At 71.3% G+C, this 18,541-nt stretch carries 13 protein-coding genes; all 13 read left to right on the top strand.

Going from position 1 to position 18,541, the window contains the following annotated elements; translation table 11 throughout:
* Positions 1 to 19 precede the first annotated feature (19 nt).
* The 13 genes from ACLJOU_RS00195 to ACLJOU_RS00135 all read left to right on the top strand — a co-directional run bounded on the left by ACLJOU_RS00195 (position 20) and on the right by ACLJOU_RS00135 (position 18,435).
* Positions 20 to 466, top strand: a complete 447-nt coding sequence (locus tag ACLJOU_RS00195; protein ID WP_410564633.1) for an Lrp/AsnC family transcriptional regulator — start codon at positions 20 to 22, stop codon at positions 464 to 466.
* Between the two features lie 189 nt (positions 467 to 655).
* Positions 656 to 1,348 (top strand): glycoside hydrolase family 75 protein, encoded by a 693-nt coding sequence (locus tag ACLJOU_RS00190; protein ID WP_410561743.1) that lies wholly within the window; start codon positions 656 to 658, stop codon positions 1,346 to 1,348.
* Between the two features lie 194 nt (positions 1,349 to 1,542).
* Positions 1,543 to 2,859, top strand: a complete 1,317-nt coding sequence (locus ACLJOU_RS00185) for a nucleotide sugar dehydrogenase (RefSeq protein ID WP_410561740.1) — start codon at positions 1,543 to 1,545, stop codon at positions 2,857 to 2,859.
* Complete coding sequence (locus tag ACLJOU_RS00180) at positions 2,849 to 4,030, top strand: glycosyltransferase family 4 protein (protein ID WP_410561737.1); 1,182 nt, start codon at positions 2,849 to 2,851, stop codon at positions 4,028 to 4,030. The genes ACLJOU_RS00185 and ACLJOU_RS00180 overlap by 11 nt, the downstream gene beginning before the upstream one ends.
* A gap of 123 nt (positions 4,031 to 4,153) precedes the next feature.
* The gene (locus ACLJOU_RS00175; RefSeq protein WP_410561735.1) at positions 4,154 to 5,494 is read left to right on the top strand and encodes an exopolysaccharide biosynthesis protein; all 1,341 of its coding nucleotides are present in this window, start codon (positions 4,154 to 4,156) and stop codon (positions 5,492 to 5,494) included.
* A complete protein-coding gene (locus ACLJOU_RS00170) occupies positions 5,491 to 7,353 on the top strand; it encodes a Wzz/FepE/Etk N-terminal domain-containing protein (protein WP_410561733.1) in 1,863 nt (620 codons plus the stop codon). Before ACLJOU_RS00175 ends, ACLJOU_RS00170 begins: the two co-directional genes overlap by 4 nt.
* A 40-nt stretch (positions 7,354 to 7,393) precedes the next feature.
* Complete coding sequence (gene asnB / locus ACLJOU_RS00165) at positions 7,394 to 9,304, top strand: asparagine synthase (glutamine-hydrolyzing) (RefSeq protein WP_410561731.1); 1,911 nt, start codon at positions 7,394 to 7,396, stop codon at positions 9,302 to 9,304.
* Complete coding sequence (locus ACLJOU_RS00160) at positions 9,301 to 11,478, top strand: bi-domain-containing oxidoreductase (RefSeq protein ID WP_410561728.1); 2,178 nt, start codon at positions 9,301 to 9,303, stop codon at positions 11,476 to 11,478. Before asnB ends, ACLJOU_RS00160 begins: the two co-directional genes overlap by 4 nt.
* Positions 11,479 to 11,584: 106 nt before the next feature.
* Positions 11,585 to 13,819: an alginate lyase family protein gene (locus ACLJOU_RS00155; protein WP_410561726.1), complete on the top strand. Its 2,235-nt coding sequence runs from the start codon at positions 11,585 to 11,587 to the stop codon at positions 13,817 to 13,819.
* A 9-nt stretch (positions 13,820 to 13,828) separates the two neighbouring features.
* Entirely contained in the window at positions 13,829 to 15,355 is a 1,527-nt protein-coding gene (locus ACLJOU_RS00150) for a right-handed parallel beta-helix repeat-containing protein (protein ID WP_410561723.1), read from the top strand.
* A 1-nt stretch (position 15,356) separates the two neighbouring features.
* A complete protein-coding gene (locus tag ACLJOU_RS00145) occupies positions 15,357 to 16,625 on the top strand; it encodes an O-antigen ligase domain-containing protein (RefSeq protein WP_410561721.1) in 1,269 nt (422 codons plus the stop codon).
* A complete protein-coding gene (locus ACLJOU_RS00140) occupies positions 16,622 to 17,791 on the top strand; it encodes a glycosyltransferase family 4 protein (protein WP_410561720.1) in 1,170 nt (389 codons plus the stop codon). The genes ACLJOU_RS00145 and ACLJOU_RS00140 overlap by 4 nt, the downstream gene beginning before the upstream one ends.
* Complete coding sequence (locus ACLJOU_RS00135; protein WP_410561717.1) at positions 17,788 to 18,435, top strand: phosphatase PAP2 family protein; 648 nt, start codon at positions 17,788 to 17,790, stop codon at positions 18,433 to 18,435. Before ACLJOU_RS00140 ends, ACLJOU_RS00135 begins: the two co-directional genes overlap by 4 nt.
* The last annotated feature ends 106 nt before the right edge of the window (positions 18,436 to 18,541 follow it).

The following is an 18,541-nucleotide window of genomic DNA, read 5'->3' as shown; positions in this document are numbered from 1 at the left end:
TCTGTGCTAAATGTTGCGTGTGAACACCATCGACCAGCGAATCGTTTCGTGTCTCGTGGCTAACGCACGAGCGAGCTACGCGGAGATCGGCAAGGTCGTCGGCCTGTCCGCGCCGGCGGTGAAGCGGCGGGTCGACCGGCTGCTCGAAACGGGCATCCTCCGCGGCTTCACGGCGGTGGTCGACCCGGAGGCCCTCGGCTGGGGAACGGAGGCGTTCGTCGAGGTCACGTGCCAGGGCAACATCACGCCGGCTCGCATCCGCGCCCGGCTCGAGCCGCTGCCGGAGGTGGTGGCCGCGTACACGGTCTCGGGTGCGGCCGACGCGATCGTCCACCTCCGGGCGGCGGACATCCACCACCTCGAGACGGCGCTGGAGCGGCTGCGCGGGCTGGAGATCGTGGACCGGACGGTGTCGACCGTGGTGCTCTCGCGGTTGCTGGAGCGGCCGCCTACCCCGGAGCAGTGAGCGTCCCGGCGAACGGGACACCGCCCGAACCGGTTTCGGGCCGCCCGGACCGGTGAGCAGCCTTTTCGTCAACTCCGGCCGGCTGATGGGAAATTCCCCGACCCGGGGTCTTGAACGCGCCCGGGCCCGGGTGCATCCTGGTGCCCCGCCGCCGTAAGGAAAGTTTCCTAACTAAAGGGAGCACCAGGAATGCGGAAACTGATCCTGCTCGCGACGCTCGCGCTGGCCGCGGCCGTGATGCCGTCGGCCCTCGCGTCGGCTTCGCCCGCCCCGGCCACACCGGCCACCGTCGAAGCCGCCCCGACCGCGGCCCAGTTGCTCGCGAAGACGTCGAGCTGCCAGCAGATCTCGAACGGCAAGTACAAGACCGACGAAGACGTTTCGAGCAAAACGGTCGCGATCTGCGACGCCAACGGCGCGGTGTTCTGGAAGGCCGACATGGACATCGACTGCGACGGCCAGCGCAGCACGCAGTGCAACGAGAACACCGACTGCTGCTACCAGGACGACACCGCGTTCCACCAGTCCGACGGCAAGCCCCTCAACGCCGCGAAGCTGCCCTACATCGTCGTGCCGAGCTCCAGCAGCATCTGGAAGTACTCCTCGTCCGGCCTCAAGGGCGGCGGCTCCTGCGCGGTGATCTACAACGGCAAGGTCGAGTACGCGGTCATCGGGGACACCGGGCCGTCGCAGATCATCGGCGAAGCCTCCTACGCGACGGCGAAGGACCTCGGCATCAACCCCGACCCGTCCAACGGCGGCACGGACTCCGGCGTCACGTACATCTGCTTCAAGAACTCGACCGTTTCGCCGATCGAGAACCACGCCAACGCGGTGAGCAAGGGGGAAAGCCTCGCCAGCACGTTCGTGAACAACAACTGACACCTTTTTTCGACCCGGCGGCGGACCGTGGTTCTCGTCCACGGCCCGCCGCCGGATCGAGACGCGATTTTCACCAGGATCCCTTGCGTCTCACGGCCGTTTCACGCTGTCCCCCGTTCGCCAGGCCCGCGGTAACGATCCAGGGGCGCCCGCCGACCAACTTGAGGGTCGCGCGGAATAGCGGAGGTTTTGGCGTGGAGATCAGTGTCTTCGGGCTCGGTTACGTCGGCTGTGTCTCCGCCGCGTGCCTGGCGGGGCAGGGGCACCGGGTGGTCGGCGTGGACGTCAACCCGGTGAAGATCGACCTCATCACCCAGGGCAAGGCCCCGGTGGTGGAGGAGCGGATCGGCGAGCTGACCGCCGAGGTCGTCGCGAGCGGCGCGCTGAGAGCCACGACCGACGTCGCCGAAGCCGTCGCCGACAGTGAGATCTCGCTGGTCTGCGTCGGGACGCCGTCGGCGCCGAACGGCAGCCTCTCCACCGTCTACCTCGAGCGCGTGGCCGAGGAAATCGGCGAGGCGCTCGCGAAGAAGAGCGAGCGGCACACCGTCGTCTTCCGCAGCACCATGCTGCCCGGCACGTGCCTCGACCTGCTGGTCCCGATCCTGGAGAAGTCCTCGGGCCGCACCGCCGGGGTCGACTTCGGCGTCGCGGTGAACCCCGAGTTCCTGCGCGAGGGCACCAGCGTCCGCGACTTCTTCGACCCGCCGAAGACGGTGATCGGCGAGATCGACACCGCGAGCGGGGACGCCGTCGCCGGGCTGTACGAGGGGCTGCCCGGCCCGGTGTTCCGCGTGCCGATCCCGGTCGCGGAGATGACGAAGTACGCCGACAACTCCTTCCACGGCCTGAAGATCGGGTTCGCCAACGAGCTCGGCGCGATCTGCCGGGCGCTCGGCCTGGACTCGCACGAGGTGATCGACGTCTTCCTCGCCGACACGAAGCTCAACATCAGCCCCGCCTACCTCAAGCCCGGCTTCGCCTTCGGCGGCTCGTGCCTGCCGAAGGACCTGCGCGGGCTGGTCTACGCCGCGCACCGCGCCGACGTGAGCGTGCCGATCCTGTCGCACGTGCTCGCGTCGAACGACGACCACCTGCAGCGGGCGTTCGACCTGGTCGCGCGCACCGGCAAGCGCAAGGTCGGGCTGTTCGGGCTGTCGTTCAAGCCGGGCACCGACGACCTGCGCGAGTCCCCGCTGGTCGAGCTGGCCGAGAAGCTGCTCGGCAAGGGCTACGACCTCAAGATCCACGACGCCAACGTCAGCCTCTCCCGGCTGATGGGCGCCAACCGCGAGTACATCGAGAGCCGGCTGCCGCACCTGGGCCAGCTGCTCGCCGGGTCCGTCGAAGAAGTCGTGAACCACGCCGACGTCCTGCTCGTGGGCACCAAAGACCCGGACGTGCTGGCGGCCCTGCCGCACGGCGGCGACCGGGTGATCGTCGACCTCGTCCGCCTGCCCGACGCCGCCGAGCGTCGCCTTGAAGAGGGATACGCCGGTCTTGCCTGGTAAAGCGCTCATCCTCGTCGAGAACCTCTCCGTTCCCTTCGACCGGCGGGTCTGGCAGGAGTCCACGACCCTGCGCGACGCCGGGTGGGAAGTCCACGTGATCTGCCCGCAGGGCACGAAACGCGACACCGAGGCCGAAGCGGTCGTCGACGGTGTCCACATCCACCGCTACCCGCTCAAGGCGGCGACCGGCGGGCCCGCCGGCTACCTGCAGGAGTACGGCAGCGCGCTGTGGCACACGCTCCGGCTGGCCCGGAAGGTCGGGCCGGTCGACGTCGTGCACGCCTGTAACCCCCCGGACCTGCTGTACCTGGTCGCGAAGTACCTGAAGCGCCAGGGCGCGAAGTTCGTCTTCGACCAGCACGACCTGTGCCCCGAGCTGTACCTCTCGCGGTTCGACCGCGGGCAGGACCTGCTTTACCGCGGGGTCTGCGCGCTCGAACGCGCCACCTACCGCGCCGCCGACGTCGTGATCTCGACGAACGAGAGCTACAAGCAGGTCGCCCGGATCCGCGGCGGCAAGCGGCCCGAAGACGTCTTCGTGGTGCGCAGCGCCCCCGTCGTCGAGCGGTTCCACGAGGTGCCGGCCGAGCCCGAACTGAAGAAGGGCAAGCCGTACCTGCTCGCCTACCTCGGCGTGATGGGTCCGCAGGACGGCGTCGACTACGCCCTGCGCGCGCTCGCGAAGCTGCGTGACGAGGTCGGCCGCACCGACTGGCACGCGGTGTTCGTCGGCTCCGGCGACGCGTTCGACGACATGGTGGCGCTGTCGGCGAAGCTCGGGCTGGCCAACCAGGTCGAGTTCACCGGCCGGATCTCCGACGAGGACCTGGTCCGCTACCTGTCCACCGCCGACGTCTGCCTGTCGCCGGACCCGCTCAACCCGCTCAACGACGTCTCCACGATGAACAAGGTCATGGAGTACATGGCGATGAGCAAGCCGATCGTCTCGTTCGAGCTGCGGGAGGCCCGGGTCTCCGCCGGTGACGCGGCCGTCTACGCCCCGGCGAACGACGAATCGGCGTTCGCGAAGCTCGTCGCGCAGCTGCTCGACGACCCCGAAGAGCGGATCCGGATGGGCAAGCTCGGCCAAGCCCGGGTCGCCGGACCGCTCTCGTGGGAGAACTCGGCGAAGGCTCTGCTCGCTGCTTATGAGCACGCTGTGAAGTCATGATCGCCGTTCGGTCAAAAACGCACCGAACGTGTAACCAATGCTCCCGGTCTTACGACGGTTGGGGTAACCGGCCGATCAACTGAACCCGTTCGGCGTACCCGGCTCAGGAATGGAGACCCGCCGTTGACTGACGACACGGTGCGCCTGGCCCTGGTCGGGCAGGTCCTGCGAAGGCGATGGCGGCTGCTGGCCGCCCTCGCCGTCCTGGGTGCGCTGGTCGGCGCCGGAGCGTCGATCCTGTTCTCGCCCGGCTACAAGACGACCTCCGGTGTCCTGCTCCAGGGCCCGCGCCAGGCCGACGAACTGCTGACCCAGGCCGAGATCGCGACCGCGTCGGTCGTCCTCGACCGCGCCGCGGCCGTGCTGCCGTGGCACCCCAGCGGCGCCGACCTGAAGAAGCAGGTCAGCGCGTCGGTGGCGCAGAGCAACGTCGTGACGATCACCGTCTCCGCCGACACCGCCGAACACGCCCAGCAGCTCGCCGACCAGGTCGCGCAGCAGTACGTCAAGTACTCCACGCAGCTGGCGAGCAACTCCGCCGACGCGTCCGTGCAGCTCGCCCAGGAACAGCGCGAGTCGCTGCGCCAGCAGGTCAAGCTGACCACGGACAAGATCAGTGACCTCGCCAAGAACGTCGGCGGCGGCCTGACCGTGGAGAGCGTGCAGGTCCGGACCCAGCTCGAAGGCCTGAAGACGTCGCTGGAGCAGGCGATCAACGACCTGAACCAGGCCGACCTGGCCACCGGCGTCGGCAACACCGTGGTGCTCGGGCCGTCCCCGCGCCCGACGTCGCCGGCCGCGCCGACGATGACGCACTTCGTCGCCGGGGGCGCGGTGCTGTTCTTCCTCGCCGGCGTGTTCGGCCACCTGTTCAGCGCCCGCACCGACCGGCGGCTGCGGGGCGAGCCGGAGATCGCCTCCGCGCTCGGCGCGCCGATCCTCGCCGGCGTCGACGTCACCAGCCCGCAGGGCGACCGCGCCCCGGCCACCGGCTTCCTCGGCAAGGTGCGGCGCCTGCTCGGCGGCGACCGGCCGTGGGTGCTGCCGCCGATCGCGACCTCGGCCGACGCGGTCAACCGCGACATCCGCTACCGCCGGGTGCTGGCCCGGCTGGCCACCGGCCCCGCCGACGTGCTGCTGCTGGTGGCCGACGACGACGAGACCGGCCGCCTGGCCGCCGGCCAGCTCGCCGAGCTGGCCGACCGGCTGTCCGTGCCGCTGCGGATCTTCGAGTACTCGGCCGACCGGCCGACGGTGCCGGACGCCACGGCGAGCTCCGGCGTCCTGGTCGTGCTCGGCGCCGGCACGCGCACCGCGTGGCAGCTCGTCCGGCTGGCCGAAGCCTGCGCCGACGGCAAGCAGGAGATCGTCGGCGCGGTGCTCACCCACCCCGTCCGGCCGGCGCCGGAGAAACCCGGACCCGCGGCGGAAGCCCCCGAGAAAGCCCTGGCAGGTTCGGCGTGACGACTTCCCCCGAAACCCCGGCCGCGCCCCTCGTCGACCTGCACCGGCTGTTCGTCGCGATCCGCCGCCGCAAGCGCGTCTGGCTGGCCACCGGCCTGCTCGGGCTCATCGTGGGTGCGGCGCTCGCGTTCGTGCTGCCGGCCCCGCCGACCGCCGTCGCGAAGGTCATCGTGGTCCACCAGGACGACTCGCCGACCGACAGCGGCACGCTGATGCGCACCGACGTCGCCGTGCTGCAGACGACGCAGATCGCCGAAGCCGCGCTGAAGAAGGTGGGCAGCACCGACTCGCCCGAAGACTTCATGAAGAACTACGCGGGGCTCGGGCTGACGAACAACGTCCTGCAGATCACCGTCAAGGCCAAGACCGACCAGGACGCCGTGGCGCGGGCGCAGGCGCTGGCCGAGACGTTCATCGCCGACCACGTCAAGCGCAGCCAGGCGGCCGCGGCCGCCCAGTCGCAGGCCATCCTCGACCAGCGCAAGAACGCCCAGGACGAACTGAGCAAGGTCGAGCAGCAGATCGTCGACGAGGAAGGCAAGGGCCGCCAGGCCAGCCAGCCCGCGCTGGAGAACCTCTACAGCCGCCGGGCCGCGCTCACCGCGCAGATCTCCGACTTCACCTCGCGCGCCCAGCAGGCCGGCATCGGCAGCCCGCAGGTCGCCGCGGGAACCCAGGTCGTCGACGCGGCCCGCGTGCTGCCCAGGGCGGTCCTCAAGACCGCCGCGACCAACGCCGGCATCGGGTTCGCGCTCGGCCTGGCCCTCGGGCTCGCGTTCGTCGCCGTCGGCGCGGTCTCGCGGGACCGGCCGGTGCTGCGCCGCGAGATCTCGACGCACCTCGGCGCGTCCGTCATCGCCCAGCTGCCGTCGAAGCTGCGCGGCCCCGCGCGGCTGTGGCGGCGCTCCCGCGCGGTGTCCGAACGCCGGCGCGTCGCCACGACGCTGGTCCGCCTGATCAAGCAGGATCCGCGCGGGGTTTCCCTGCTGGAGCTCGGCGCCGCGGACGTCGCCGCCGCCCTCGTCCTGGACATCGCCGAAGAGCTGGGCGCCGCGAGCGTCCTCGACGACCTGCCGGGCGAGAACGTCCGCAGGCTGGCGCAGGAAACCCAGAGCGACGTCCCCGTGGCCGGTGCCGGCGATCCGCCCGCGAAGGCCGGGGAACGCCGGGTCGGCGTCGGCACGGTGTCGCCGGGGACGGCGTGGACCGATCTGGAGCACCTCGGCAAGGAGACCGTGCTGGTCGTGAAGGCCGGGCACGCGAACACGCTGTGGCTGCACACGGTTGCGCGGCAGCTGGCCGAGCAGGAGATCCCGGTCATCGGCATCGTGGTGGTCGACCCGGACCCGCGGGACAAGTCCGACGGCACGCTGTGGGACGGCCTGCACACGGCGTTGCGCGGCCGCCCGGCGCCGCCGGCCCCGGCCGAGCGCGAAGACCACCTGGACGAGCTGGTCGCCCGCGTCGCCGAGCGCGTCGCCACCGAGCAGCCGACGCGCCGGTTCACCCCGGTCCGGCCGGTGCTCCCGCCCGCGCTCGCCACTCCGCGGCCCCCGGCGTCACCCCTCCCGCCACCCGGCAGCGTGAGCGTTCCGGACCACCTCAACGCACCGACGAAGAAATTCGCCCCGGTCAAGGCGCCGAAGCGGCCGACGCCGTTCAAGCGCGACCACGCCGAACCGAGCCACCAGGGCGAACTCGACGCCGACCTCAAGCCCGACAAGAGCACTGTGACAACCGGGGCTTTGCCCCGAGCCGGGGGCTCCGCCACCCAGACCCCCGAAAAGAGTGCTGTGACAACCGGGGCTTTGCCCCGAACCGGGGGCTCCGCCACCCAGACCCCCGAAAAGAGTGCGTGAGTCTCCTGACCCGCGCCGCGACCGAAGGGGAACGCACTCCATGTGCGGCATCGCAGGCACCTACCTCTGGCCGGACGGCGGGCCGCTCACCGACCGGCTGACCAAGACGCTGGCCCACCGCGGCCCGGACGGCTCCGGCCGGTACGAGCACCGCGCCGGTTCCGGTGAAGTCCACCTGGGGCACCGGCGGCTTTCGATCATCGACCTGTCCGAGACCGGCGCCCAGCCGATGGCCCTCGACGGGCTCGCGCTGAGCTACAACGGCGAGCTCTACAACGCGCCCGAGCTGCGGGCCGAGCTCTCCGCGGCCGGCGTGCGCTTCCGCGGCACGTCCGACACCGAGGTGCTGCTGCAGGCCTGGCGGCGCTGGGGCACCGACTGCCTGCCGAAGCTGCGCGGGATGTTCGCCTTCGCGCTGTTCGAGGAGGGCACCGGCGAGCTGTTCCTGGTCCGCGACCAGCTGGGCATCAAGCCGCTGTTCTTCGTCCAGCGGAACGGCGGGGTCGCGTTCGCCTCCGAACTCAAGGCGCTCGCCGGTGAGCTCGGCGGATCGCTGGAGGTCGACAACGCGGCCCTGATCGCGTCGCTGCTCTACTACTGGGTGCCGGACAGCCGGTGCGCCTATCAGGGCGCGGAGAAGCTGCAGCCGGGTACGTGGCTGCGCTGCCGTCCGGACGGCCGGGTCGACCGCGGCCGGTTCTGGTCGCTGCGGGAGGTGGCCGAGGAGGGCGCGGCCTTCGACGGCGAGGTCGACCTGCACTCCGTCATCGCGGAGTCGACGGCCAAGCACCTGCTCTCGGACGTCCCGGTGGCGACGTTCCTTTCGGGCGGGCTGGACTCCAGCTACCTGACGGCGCTGGCCGCGCGGTCCCAGCCCGGGATTTCGGCCTACACCATCGGGTTCCGGGCCGAGGACGCCAAGTTCGAGGCCATGCCGGACGACCTGCGCTACGCCCGGATCGTCGCGCAGCAGTTCGGCGTCGACCTGCACGAGATCGAGATCGCGCCGCAGGTGCTCGACCTGCTGCCGAAGATGACCTACCACCTCGACGAGCCGATCGGCGACCCGGCGGCGATCAACTCGTTCCTCATCTGCTCGGCCGCGCGCGAGGCCGGCGTCAAGGTGATGCTGTCCGGGATGGGCGCCGACGAGCTGTTCGCCGGGTACCGCAAGCACCTCGCGAACCTGATCGCGGTGCGCTACCACAAGGTGCCGGGCGCGGTCCGCCGCCCGGTCGAGGCCATTGTGGACCGGCTGCCGGTGGCGTCGGCCAAGCGCGGGTACCGGTCGGTGCGGTTCGCGAAGCGGTTCCTGTCCTTCGCGGGCCTGCCCGAGGAGACGGCGTTCCGGCGCAGCTACACGATGTACGACCGCGCGGAGCTGCTGGGTTTGGTGAACCCGGACCTGGCGGCTGACGTGGATTCGGTTTTGACCGAGCACGCGGACACCTACCACGACCAGGCGCTCGACGACTTCGTCAACCGCATGTGCCTGGCCGATTCGCGGATGTTCCTGCCGGGGCTGAACCTGACCTACACCGACCGCTCGACGATGGCGGCGTCCACCGAGGTGCGGACGCCGTTCGTCGACGTCGAGGTCGTGCGGGCGGCGTTCAAGATCCCGGGTGACAAGAAGATCGTCGGCCGCGCCGGGAAGATGGCGCTGAAGAACGCGGCGCTGAACATCCTGCCCAGCGAGATCGTGCACCGGCCGAAGGGCCTGTTCAGCGCGCCGCTGCGGGCCTGGATGAGCCGCGACCTGGCGCCGCTGGTGCGCGAAGTCGTCAACGAAGGGGTGCTCGTTTCGTCCGGCTTCCTGCAGCGTGAGGCGTTGCAGCGGATGGTCGCCGAGGACGCGGCCGGCCAGGAAGACCGCGGCAAGCACCTCTGGCACGTCCTGACCCTCGAATACTGGTACCGGAACGCGATGTCTGGAGCGGGAGCGAAGTGAAGCAGGTAGTCCAGAACTACAAGAGCGGTGAGCTGGCGCTCCTCGACGTGCCCGAGCCGGCCTGCAAGCCCGGCGGTGTGCTGGTGCGGACGGTGTACTCGCTGATCTCGACCGGCACCGAGATGATGAAGGTGTCCGAGGCCAGCCTGTCGCTGGTGGGCAAGGCGAAGGCCCGGCCCGACCAGGTCGCGAAGGTCATGCAGAGCGTGGCCACCAACGGCCTGTCGGCCACCTACCGCAAGGTGACGTCCAAACTGGACTCCTACACCCCGCTGGGCTACTCGCTGTGCGGCGTCGTCGAGCAGGTCGGCGAGGGCATCACCGACGTGGCGGTGGGCGACCTCGTGGCCTGCGCGGGCAACGAGCACGCGCTGCACGCCGAGCTGAACTGGGTGCCGAAGAACCTCTACTCGCCGGTGCCCGCCGGCGTCGACCCGCGGCACGCGGCGTTCGGCACCGTCGGGTCGATCGCGATGCAGGGCGTCCGCCGCGGCGAACCGCAGATCGGCGACGTCGCCCTGGTCATCGGCCTCGGCCTGATCGGCCAGCTGGTCGTGCAGCTGCTGACGTCGTCCGGCGTGCGCGTCGTCGGTGTGGACCCGGACCCCGAGCGTTGCAAGCTCGCCGAGAGCCTCGGTGCGCTTACCTGCGCGCACCCGGCGTCCGGCATCGTCGACACGGCCGTGGACGAACTGACGCACGGCGCCGGCGTCGACCAGACGTACCTCGCCGCCGGCGGCAACACAAACGACCCGGTGGAGCTGGCCGCGAAGCTCTCGCGCGACCGCGGCCGCGTGATCGACATCGGCAAGTGCAAGCTCGACCTGCCGTGGAACGCCTACTACGAGAAGGAACTGGACGTCCGGTTCTCGCGGTCGTACGGGCCGGGCCGCTACGACCCGTCGTACGAGCTCGAAGGCCGCGACTACCCGATCGGCCAGGTCCGCTGGACCGAGCGCCGCAACCTCGAGTGCGTCCTCGACCTGATCGCGCGTGACCGCCTGGACGTCGAGCCGCTGATCACGCACGTCTCGGACTTCTCTTCCGCGGTCGACACGTACAAGTCACTGAACGAGGGGTCGCTCAAGGCGGTGGCGGTGCTGTTCCGCTACCCGGACGCGGTCGCCCGGACCGAGCCGGTCGTGACGTCGGCGCGGGTCTCGGTGGCGTCTGCTCCGGCCGCGGCGCTGCCCGCGGGACAGCCGGTGCGCCTGGGCTTCATCGGGGCGGGCAACTACGCGTCGTCGATGCTGCTGCCGCACCTGGTGGAGCGCGCGGACGTACAGCTCAAGCACGTTGCGACGACGTCGGCGCTGTCCGGCGCGAACGCGAAGCGCAAGTTCGGCTTCGCGGCGGCGTCGACGGACATCGACGACGTCCTCGGCGACTCGGCGATCGACGCGGTGTTCGTCGTGACGCGGCACAGCTCGCACGCCGAGCTGACCCGCCAGGCGCTGCTGGCGGGCAAGACGGTGTTCGTCGAGAAGCCCCTGGCGCTGTCCGAGTCGGAACTGCAGAAGGTCCTGGACGCGATCGAAGAGTCCGGCAACGACCGGCTGCAGGTCGGCTTCAACCGCCGGTTCGCCCCGCTGCTGCACGAGGCCCGCGAGCAGTTCGGCCCGCGCGTCGGCCCGGCGAGCGTGCGGTACCTGGTCAACGCCGGCCGGCTCGACCACGGCAGCTGGTACAACCAGACCGCTTCCGAGGGGTCCCGGTTCGTCGGCGAGGGCGGGCACTTCATCGACACGGTGAGCTGGCTGCTCGACGCGGACCCGGTGTCGGTGTTCGCGACCGGCGACCTCCAGGCGACCCTGGGCTACGCGGACGGCTCGACGGCGGTGATCACCTACACCGAGACGGGCTCGTCCGGCTTCCCGAAGGAAACCCTGGACCTCGTGGCCGACGGCAAGGTCCTGAAGTTCGACGACTTCGTCCGGGCGTCGGTGTACTCCCGCAAGAAGTGGGCGAGTTCGCGCATCCCGAAGGGCCGCGACAAGGGCCAGGCGGCGGAGGTCGACGCGTTCCTGTCGGCGGTGCGGACGGGCTCGCCGATGCCGATCTCGATCGCCTCGCTGGCCGCGACGACGCTGGCCACGCTGGCCGCGCAGGCGAGTGTCGCGAACGCGGCCCCGGTGCGGATCGAGCTGCCGCAGAAGGCGGGTTCCCCGGCATGACGAGCGTGCTTGCGCCGGGGGTCCCGGCGTTGCTGCGGCGCTCGGCGGTGCCGAGCGCCGCCCCCAGTCGGCCGCAGCTGCTGTCGTCGGCAGGAGGCCGGCCGTGATGGGGCCCGGCTGGTACCTGCGCCGGCTGTCCCGGATGGGGCCGGCGGAGGTCGTCGGGCGTGCGCGGCACGCCGTCGTGCAGCGGCAGTGGCGGTCCGCGCTGCCGACGCCGCCGGACTGGCCCGCGCACCCGCGCTTCACCGCGACGCTGCCCGCCGGCGTGCTGGGCAAGGTGTCCGGCGAGGCGGTTTCGCGGCTCCTCGCCACGGCCGACGAGCTGCTGGCCGGCCGCGCGGAGTTCTTCGGGGTCGAGCGCACGGATTTCGCGGCGCCCGACTGGTTCCTCGACCCGAAGACCGGGCGCCGGGCGCCCTCGGACGTGTACGCGTTCGACGTCCCGTACCGGTCGGAGGACACGGTCGGCGACATCAAGCAGATCTGGGAGCCGTCGCGCCACCAGCACCTCACCGTGCTGGCGGCGGCCTACGCGGTGACCGGCTCTTCGGCCTACGCCGAGCGCGTCGCCGAGCACCTGCGGTCGTGGTGGGCGGCGAACCCGCCGTTGCGCGGGCCGCACTGGGTGAGCGGCATCGAGCTGGGCATCCGGCTCCTGTCGTGGGTCTGGACGCGCCGGCTGCTCGACGGCTGGCCGGGTGCGGCGGAGCTGTTCGAGGAAAACCCGGACTTCCAGCTCCAGCTGTGGCACCACCAGAACTGGCTCGCGACCCTGCGCAGCCACGGTTCGTCGGCGAACAACCACGTGATCGCCGAGGACGCCGGGCTGCTGGCTGCGGCGTGCGCGTTCGGCTGGTTCCCGGAGTCGGCGGGCTGGCGAGCGGCGGCGACGCGTTCGCTGGACGTCCAGCTCGGACGCAACACGTTCGCGAGCGGCCTCAACGCGGAACTGGCGTCCGAGTACCACGGCCTGGTGCTGGAACTCGGCCTGGCGGCGGCGATCGAGGCCGACGCGGCCGGCACGCCGGTGCCGGACACGACGTGGGACGTCCTGCTCCGGATGACCGACGCGTTGGCGTCCATTGTGGACCACCGGCTGCGCCCGCCCCGCCAGGGCGACGCCGACGACGGCTTCGGCCTGATCGTCGACGGCACTTCGACCGACCGCTGGGCGTCCCTGCTGGCGTCGGGCGAGGCGCTGTTCGGCCGCCTGGACTGGTGGCCGCCGGTCCCCGGCGACGACGTGCGGACCCCGCTGCTGGCGGCCTTGGTGTCGCGCACCCCGCGTTCGTCGGGCGTCCGCCCCGGCCGCCGCCCGGCACACCTGCGTGACGCGGGCATGACGATCCTGCGTTCGGGCCCGGTGTGGGTCCGCTGCGACGGGGGTCCCCACGGGTTCCTGTCGATCGCGGCGCACGCCCACGCGGACGCGCTTTCGCTGGAGGTCCGCCACGACGGCGTCGACGTGCTGGCCGACCCGGGCACGTTCTGCTACCACGGCGAGCCGCAGTGGCGGTCGTACTTCCGCTCGACGCGGGGGCACAACACGCTCGAGCTGGCCGGCCGCGACCAGTCGGTGTCGGGTGGCCCGTTCCTGTGGACCCGCCACGCGGTGACGAAGGTCCTGGAGGTGCACACCCCGGAAGAAGGCCCCGCGCGCTGGTCGGCCGCCCACGACGGCTACGCCCCGGCGGTCCACCGCCGCACGGTCGAGCTGGACGGCGCGGTGCTGAAGATCGTCGACGAGGTGCTGGGCGAGGAGACGTCGGGCGAGGCCCGCTTGGCGTTCCACTTCGGCCCGGCGGTGACGGTGATGCTCGACGGAACGACGGCCCGCCTCCGCTGGCCGGCCGCTCTCGAACCGCCGGCCGTCGGCGACAGTCCCGCCGTCGCGGCGGAGGGCTCCGCTGTTGCGGAGGGGGCGGGTCGGCCCGGTCTCACGGCCGACGGTGAGCATATGGCTGGTTTCCCTGGCGTCGATGGGGCGGGACGCGCCGGTTCCGCTGGCGTCGATGGGGCTGGTCACGCGAATCTCGCCGCCGCGGCTGGTTCCGCCGGCGCCGGAGGGGCGGCCCTCTCCGATCTCGCCGCCGGCAGCGGGCGTGCGGGCGGTTCCGCCGCCGATCCGCTCGTCGGGCGCGTTTCCGGTTCGCTGGCCGGTGCCGTGCGCACCGCCGTCATGGAGTTGCCGGCCGGGCTCTCGTGGAGCGTGCACCGCGGTGAAACCGAGCCGCCGCTGGGCTGGTACTCCGCGGGATTCGGGCGCAAGGAACCCGCCACCACCCTCGTCGGCTCCGGGACGCCCGGACACCTCACCACCCTGCTCCGCTTCAGTTAGGACCCGCCAGTGACAGCCCGCCGCTTCCGACTTCGCCGATCCGTTCCGTTGCTCGGCGTCCTCCTCACGGTCGCGGCGTGCTCGACCGGGCCGGACACCGGCGGCGGGGCCGCCCAGGCGACCCCGGCCGCCAGCGGGTCGGTCGCCGCCGTGTGCGACAAGCAGCCCGCCGGCCCCGCCGCCGCGCCGGCGGGGGCCGTCGTCGTCGACCCCGCCGTGCCGGGGGACCTGGCGGCGAAGACGCGTTCGGCGGGCCCCGGCACCACGTTCTGGCTCAAGCCCGGCAAGCACATCCTCGGCGACGACAAGTACGACCAGGTCTCGCCCAAGGACGGCGACGTCTACATCGGCGCACCCGGCGCGGTCGTCGACGGCCGGAAGATCAACCAGTACGCCTTCACCGGCCACGCCACCAACGTCAAGCTCACCTACCTGACCGTCCAGGGCTTCGCGGCTCCGCACGACGAAGGCGTGGTCAACCACGACTCCGGCGACGGCTGGGTGATCGAGCACTCGACCGTCCAGGACAACGACGGCGCCGGCCTCATGGCGGGCGCGCGCCAGCAGGTGCGCGGCAACTGCCTGCGCCGCAACGGCCAGTACGGGATGAACGCCTACTCCGGCGCCACGCCGATCACCGCGCTCGTCGTCGAGGGCAACGAGATCGCCGGCAACAACACCGGCAACTGGGAAGCGAAGATCGAAGGCTGCGGCTGCAGCGGCGGCGTCAAGTTCTGGGCCGTCAACGGCGCCGACATCCGCGGCAACTGGGTGCACGACAACCACGGCACCGGGCTGTGGGCCGACACGAACAACAACGACTTCCTCATCGAGGGCAACCTCATCGAGAACAACGACAGCGCCGCGCTGATCTACGAGATCAGCTACAACGCCGTCATCCGCGACAACACGATCCGCAAGAACAACTGGGCCGACGGCCGCCGGTACGCCGACAAGAGCGACAACTTCCCGACGTCGGCGGTCTACATCTCCGAGTCCGGTGGCGAGCCCCGAATCAAGGCCCGCACCGCGAAGATCGAAATCTCCCGCAACTACCTGGAGAACAACTGGTCCGGGATCACGCTCTGGGAAAACGCCGACCGGTTCTGCAACAGCCCCGCCAACACCTCCTCGGGCGACTGCACCCGGCTGGTGCCGGGCGTCAAGCAGTGCTCGGCTCCGGCGATCACCAGCGGCGCGCTCCTGTCCGACTGCCGGTGGAAGACCCAGCACGTCGACATCCACGACAACAAGTTCGTCCTCGACGCCGCGGTCGTGGGCTGCCAGGCCTCGTGCGGCCGGATGGGCCTGCTGTCGAACTTCGGCAGCTACCCGGAGTGGTCGCCCTACCGCGGCGACGACGTCCAGGAAGCGATCACGTTCAAGCAGGACAACCGCTGGCACGACAACAGCTACGCCGGTCCGTGGACGTTCATCGCGTACTCGGCCGACCGCGTCCTCGAAATCGGCGAGTGGGAAGGTGCGCCGTACTCGCAGGACAGCGGGAGCACCTTCACCGCCCAGGGCGGCGGCTGACATGGCCGCGCACACCGGACCGGCCGGCATCCGCGGCGACGCCGCCCCCGAACCCGCCTCCTCGACGCCGAAGTGGGCGGGCGTGGCGTGGGCGCTGCTGATCCTCAACACGCTCGGCTCGACCGGCGCGAAGACGGTCATCCCCCTGCCGAGGTCGGTCAGCCAGCTGGTCACCATGGGCTCGCTGATGACGGCGTTCGTGATCGCGTTGGCGCTGAACAAGCACCTGCGGATCCGCCCGAGCGCGTACCTGGTGCTGCTGACGGCGCTGCTCGGCGCCAGCATCCTCGCCAGCGCCGACCTGCAAGAGGGCTTCGGCGCGTTGTTCCGGTGCTTCCGGCTCACGGTGTTCGTCTCCACGCTCTGGTTGCTGACCCGCTGGTGGGACGGCGGCTTCAGCTTCGTCCGGTACCACATCCGCACGTACGCGGTCGTGCTCGCGTCGGTCGCGATCGGCCTGGTGATCTCGCCTGGCAACGCGATGCCGGACATCTACGGCGGACGGCTGTCGGGCGTGGTCTGGCCGCTGACCCCGCCGCAGATCGGCCAGTACGCGGCTGTCATCGCCGGGCTCACGCTTCTCCTCTGGTTCGGGCGCCGCACGACCTGGCGCAGCGCACTGGCGATCGTGGTGCCGGTGGTGGGGCTGCTGATGCTCACGCACACCCGCACGGCCACGCTCGGGCTCGTCGCCGGCCTGGCGGTGGCCTTCCTGTCGATGGTGCTGACCAGCGCCCGCGCGCGGCGGGTGTTCGCGTGGACGGTCGGCGTCGGCGGGGTCGCCGGCGTGGTCCTCGCCGGTGCACTGCAGACCTGGTTCCTCCGCGGGCAGAGCGCGGACAACTTCTCCAGCCTGACCGGCCGCGCAAAAGTGTGGGACGCGCTGCTGGAGGCGCCGCGCACGACGTTGGAGTACATCTTCGGAGTCGGGCTGACGGACAAGTCCTACAACGGCCTCCCGATCGACAACAGCTGGCTCGCGATCTACCACGAGCAGGGTTTCGTGGGGATTACGCTGGTCGCCGCGTTCCTTCTGACGCTGATCGTGGTCGCCCTGCTGCGGCCGCCTTCGCTGGCGAGGGCGTGCGCGATCTTCCTGATCACCTACTGCGTTTCGGCGTCCTACACCGAAGCGGGGCTCGGCGACGCGTCGCCGTACCTGCTGCACCTGGCGGTCGCCGCGTCGCTGTTGGCCCGCGGAGTGCCGCAGTCCGACGAACAAGCATTCATCCCGGCGAAGGGAGCAGACGTGCGAGGTGCAGGCGCGTGAAGGTGCTCGTGGTGCACAACCGCTACCGGTCCGAGCAGCCGAGCGGCGAGAACAACGTCGTCGACGCCGAGGTGACGCTGCTCGCTGAAGGCGGTCACCAGGTGTCGTTGTTCGAACGCCGCAGCGACGACATCGCGGCGATGCCGCTGGCCCGCAAGGCCGCGGTGCCGCTGATGGTGCCGTGGAACCCGGTGGTGCGGAAGGAACTCGCCGCCCGGCTGCGCACATGGCGTCCGGACGTCGTGCACCTCCACAACACGTTTCCGCTGCTGTCGCCGTCGGTGGTCGCCGCGTGCGCGGACGCGGGCGTGCCCGCCGTCGCGACGCTGCACAACTACACGATGGTCTGCCCACCCGGCACGCTCCACCGCGACGGCCGCATCTGCACCGAGTGCGTCGGCGGCTCACCGCTGCCGGCGGTGCAGCACGGCTGCTACCGCGGTTCGCGCGCGGCCACGCTCCCGATGGCGGCGAGCATGGTCGCGAACCGGCGCCGGTGGTGGACGGGCGTTTCCCGGTTCTTCTGCATTTCGGCGGCCCAACGTGACCTCCTCGTGTCGGCCGGCATGCCCGGCGAGCGGATGGCGGTGAAGCACAACTTCGTCACGGACCCCGGTGTCCGGCGGACCGGCGACGGCAAGCACGTGCTGTTCCTCGGCCGCGTCACCGAGGAGAAGGGCGTCGGCCTGCTGATGCGGGCGTGGGAGCGTCTCGACGGCGCCCTCGGTGTCCCGCTGGTCATCGCGGGCACCGGCCCGATGCAGGACGAGGTCGCGGCCTGGGCCGCGGGCCGTCCCGACGTCTCGTACGTGGGTCTCCAGAACAAGGCGGAGTGCCGGGCGCTGACCTCCGACGCGGTCGCGGTGGTCGCGCCGTCGACGTGGCTGGAGGCCTTCGGCCTGGTGGTGGTCGAGGCGATGGCCGCCGGGGTGCCGACGGTCGCCGCCGCGCACGGGGCGTTCCCCGAGCTGGTCGACGACGGGGTCACCGGCCTCCTGCACGTGCCGAACGACGAGGCTTCGCTTGCCGACCGCCTCCGCGCGGTCGTCGGCGACCGCAACCGCGACATGGGCGAGGCGGCCCGCGTCCGGTACGAGAAGGACTTCACCCCGGCCGTCGGCCTGGACCGGTTGATCGCCGGGTACGAGGCGGCGATCGGGGCGTGAGGCAGCTGGTCCGGACGGCGCCCCCGGCCCTGCCGGCCGTGGTGCGCTCGCCGCTGGCGATGACGGCTGCCCTGGCGACGGCGGTGCTGATCGCGCTCGGCATCCTGCACTTCCGTGACGCGAGCCTGACCGGCATCGACGCGGCACTCCTCCCTTCGCTCGACGGGGTCCGGCCGCCGTGGCGGTCCGTCGCCCTGGTCTTCGACTTCGGCGGCGAGCCGGTGGGGTCGGTGACCCTGATCGCCCTCCTTTCGGGGGTGTGCTGGTTGCTCCGCCGCGTCCGGACGGCCGTGCTGACGGTGCTGGGCGTCGTCGTGACGGTGGCGGTGACGACGGGGTTGAAGCCGCTGGTCGGCCGCACCATCCACGGCGAGTTCCTGTCGTACCCGAGCGGTCACACCGCTATGGCGACGGCGCTCGCGCTGGTCATCGCCTTCCTGCTCACCGAGCGGCTGGCGCTGGGGCGCGCGGCCGCGGTTTCGCTTGCGCTGGGGTTGGCGTTGGTGGCCGGAGTGGCGATGGGGTGGGCGGAGGTCGCGTTGGGCGCGCACTACCCGACGGACGCTGTCGGGGGGTTCTGCGCCGCGCTGGCCGCGGTTCCGGCGACCGCCTGGACGCTGGACCGGGTGGCCGACCGGCTCTGAGCGGGCGGGTGGCCCGCTCTCTTTCGGCGGGGTTGCTCGCTACGGTGGCCGAGGCGCCGACCCAGCCGTGAGGGCGCCGGCGTCGCGGCGGCGACTGACCTGGGGT

It is taken from the genome of Amycolatopsis sp. cmx-4-61, assembly GCF_046548775.1.
Lineage (GTDB): Bacteria > Actinomycetota > Actinomycetes > Mycobacteriales > Pseudonocardiaceae > Amycolatopsis.
The sequence above is the reverse complement of the archived record's forward strand: the minus strand, read 5'-3'. Positions and strand labels throughout refer to the sequence as shown.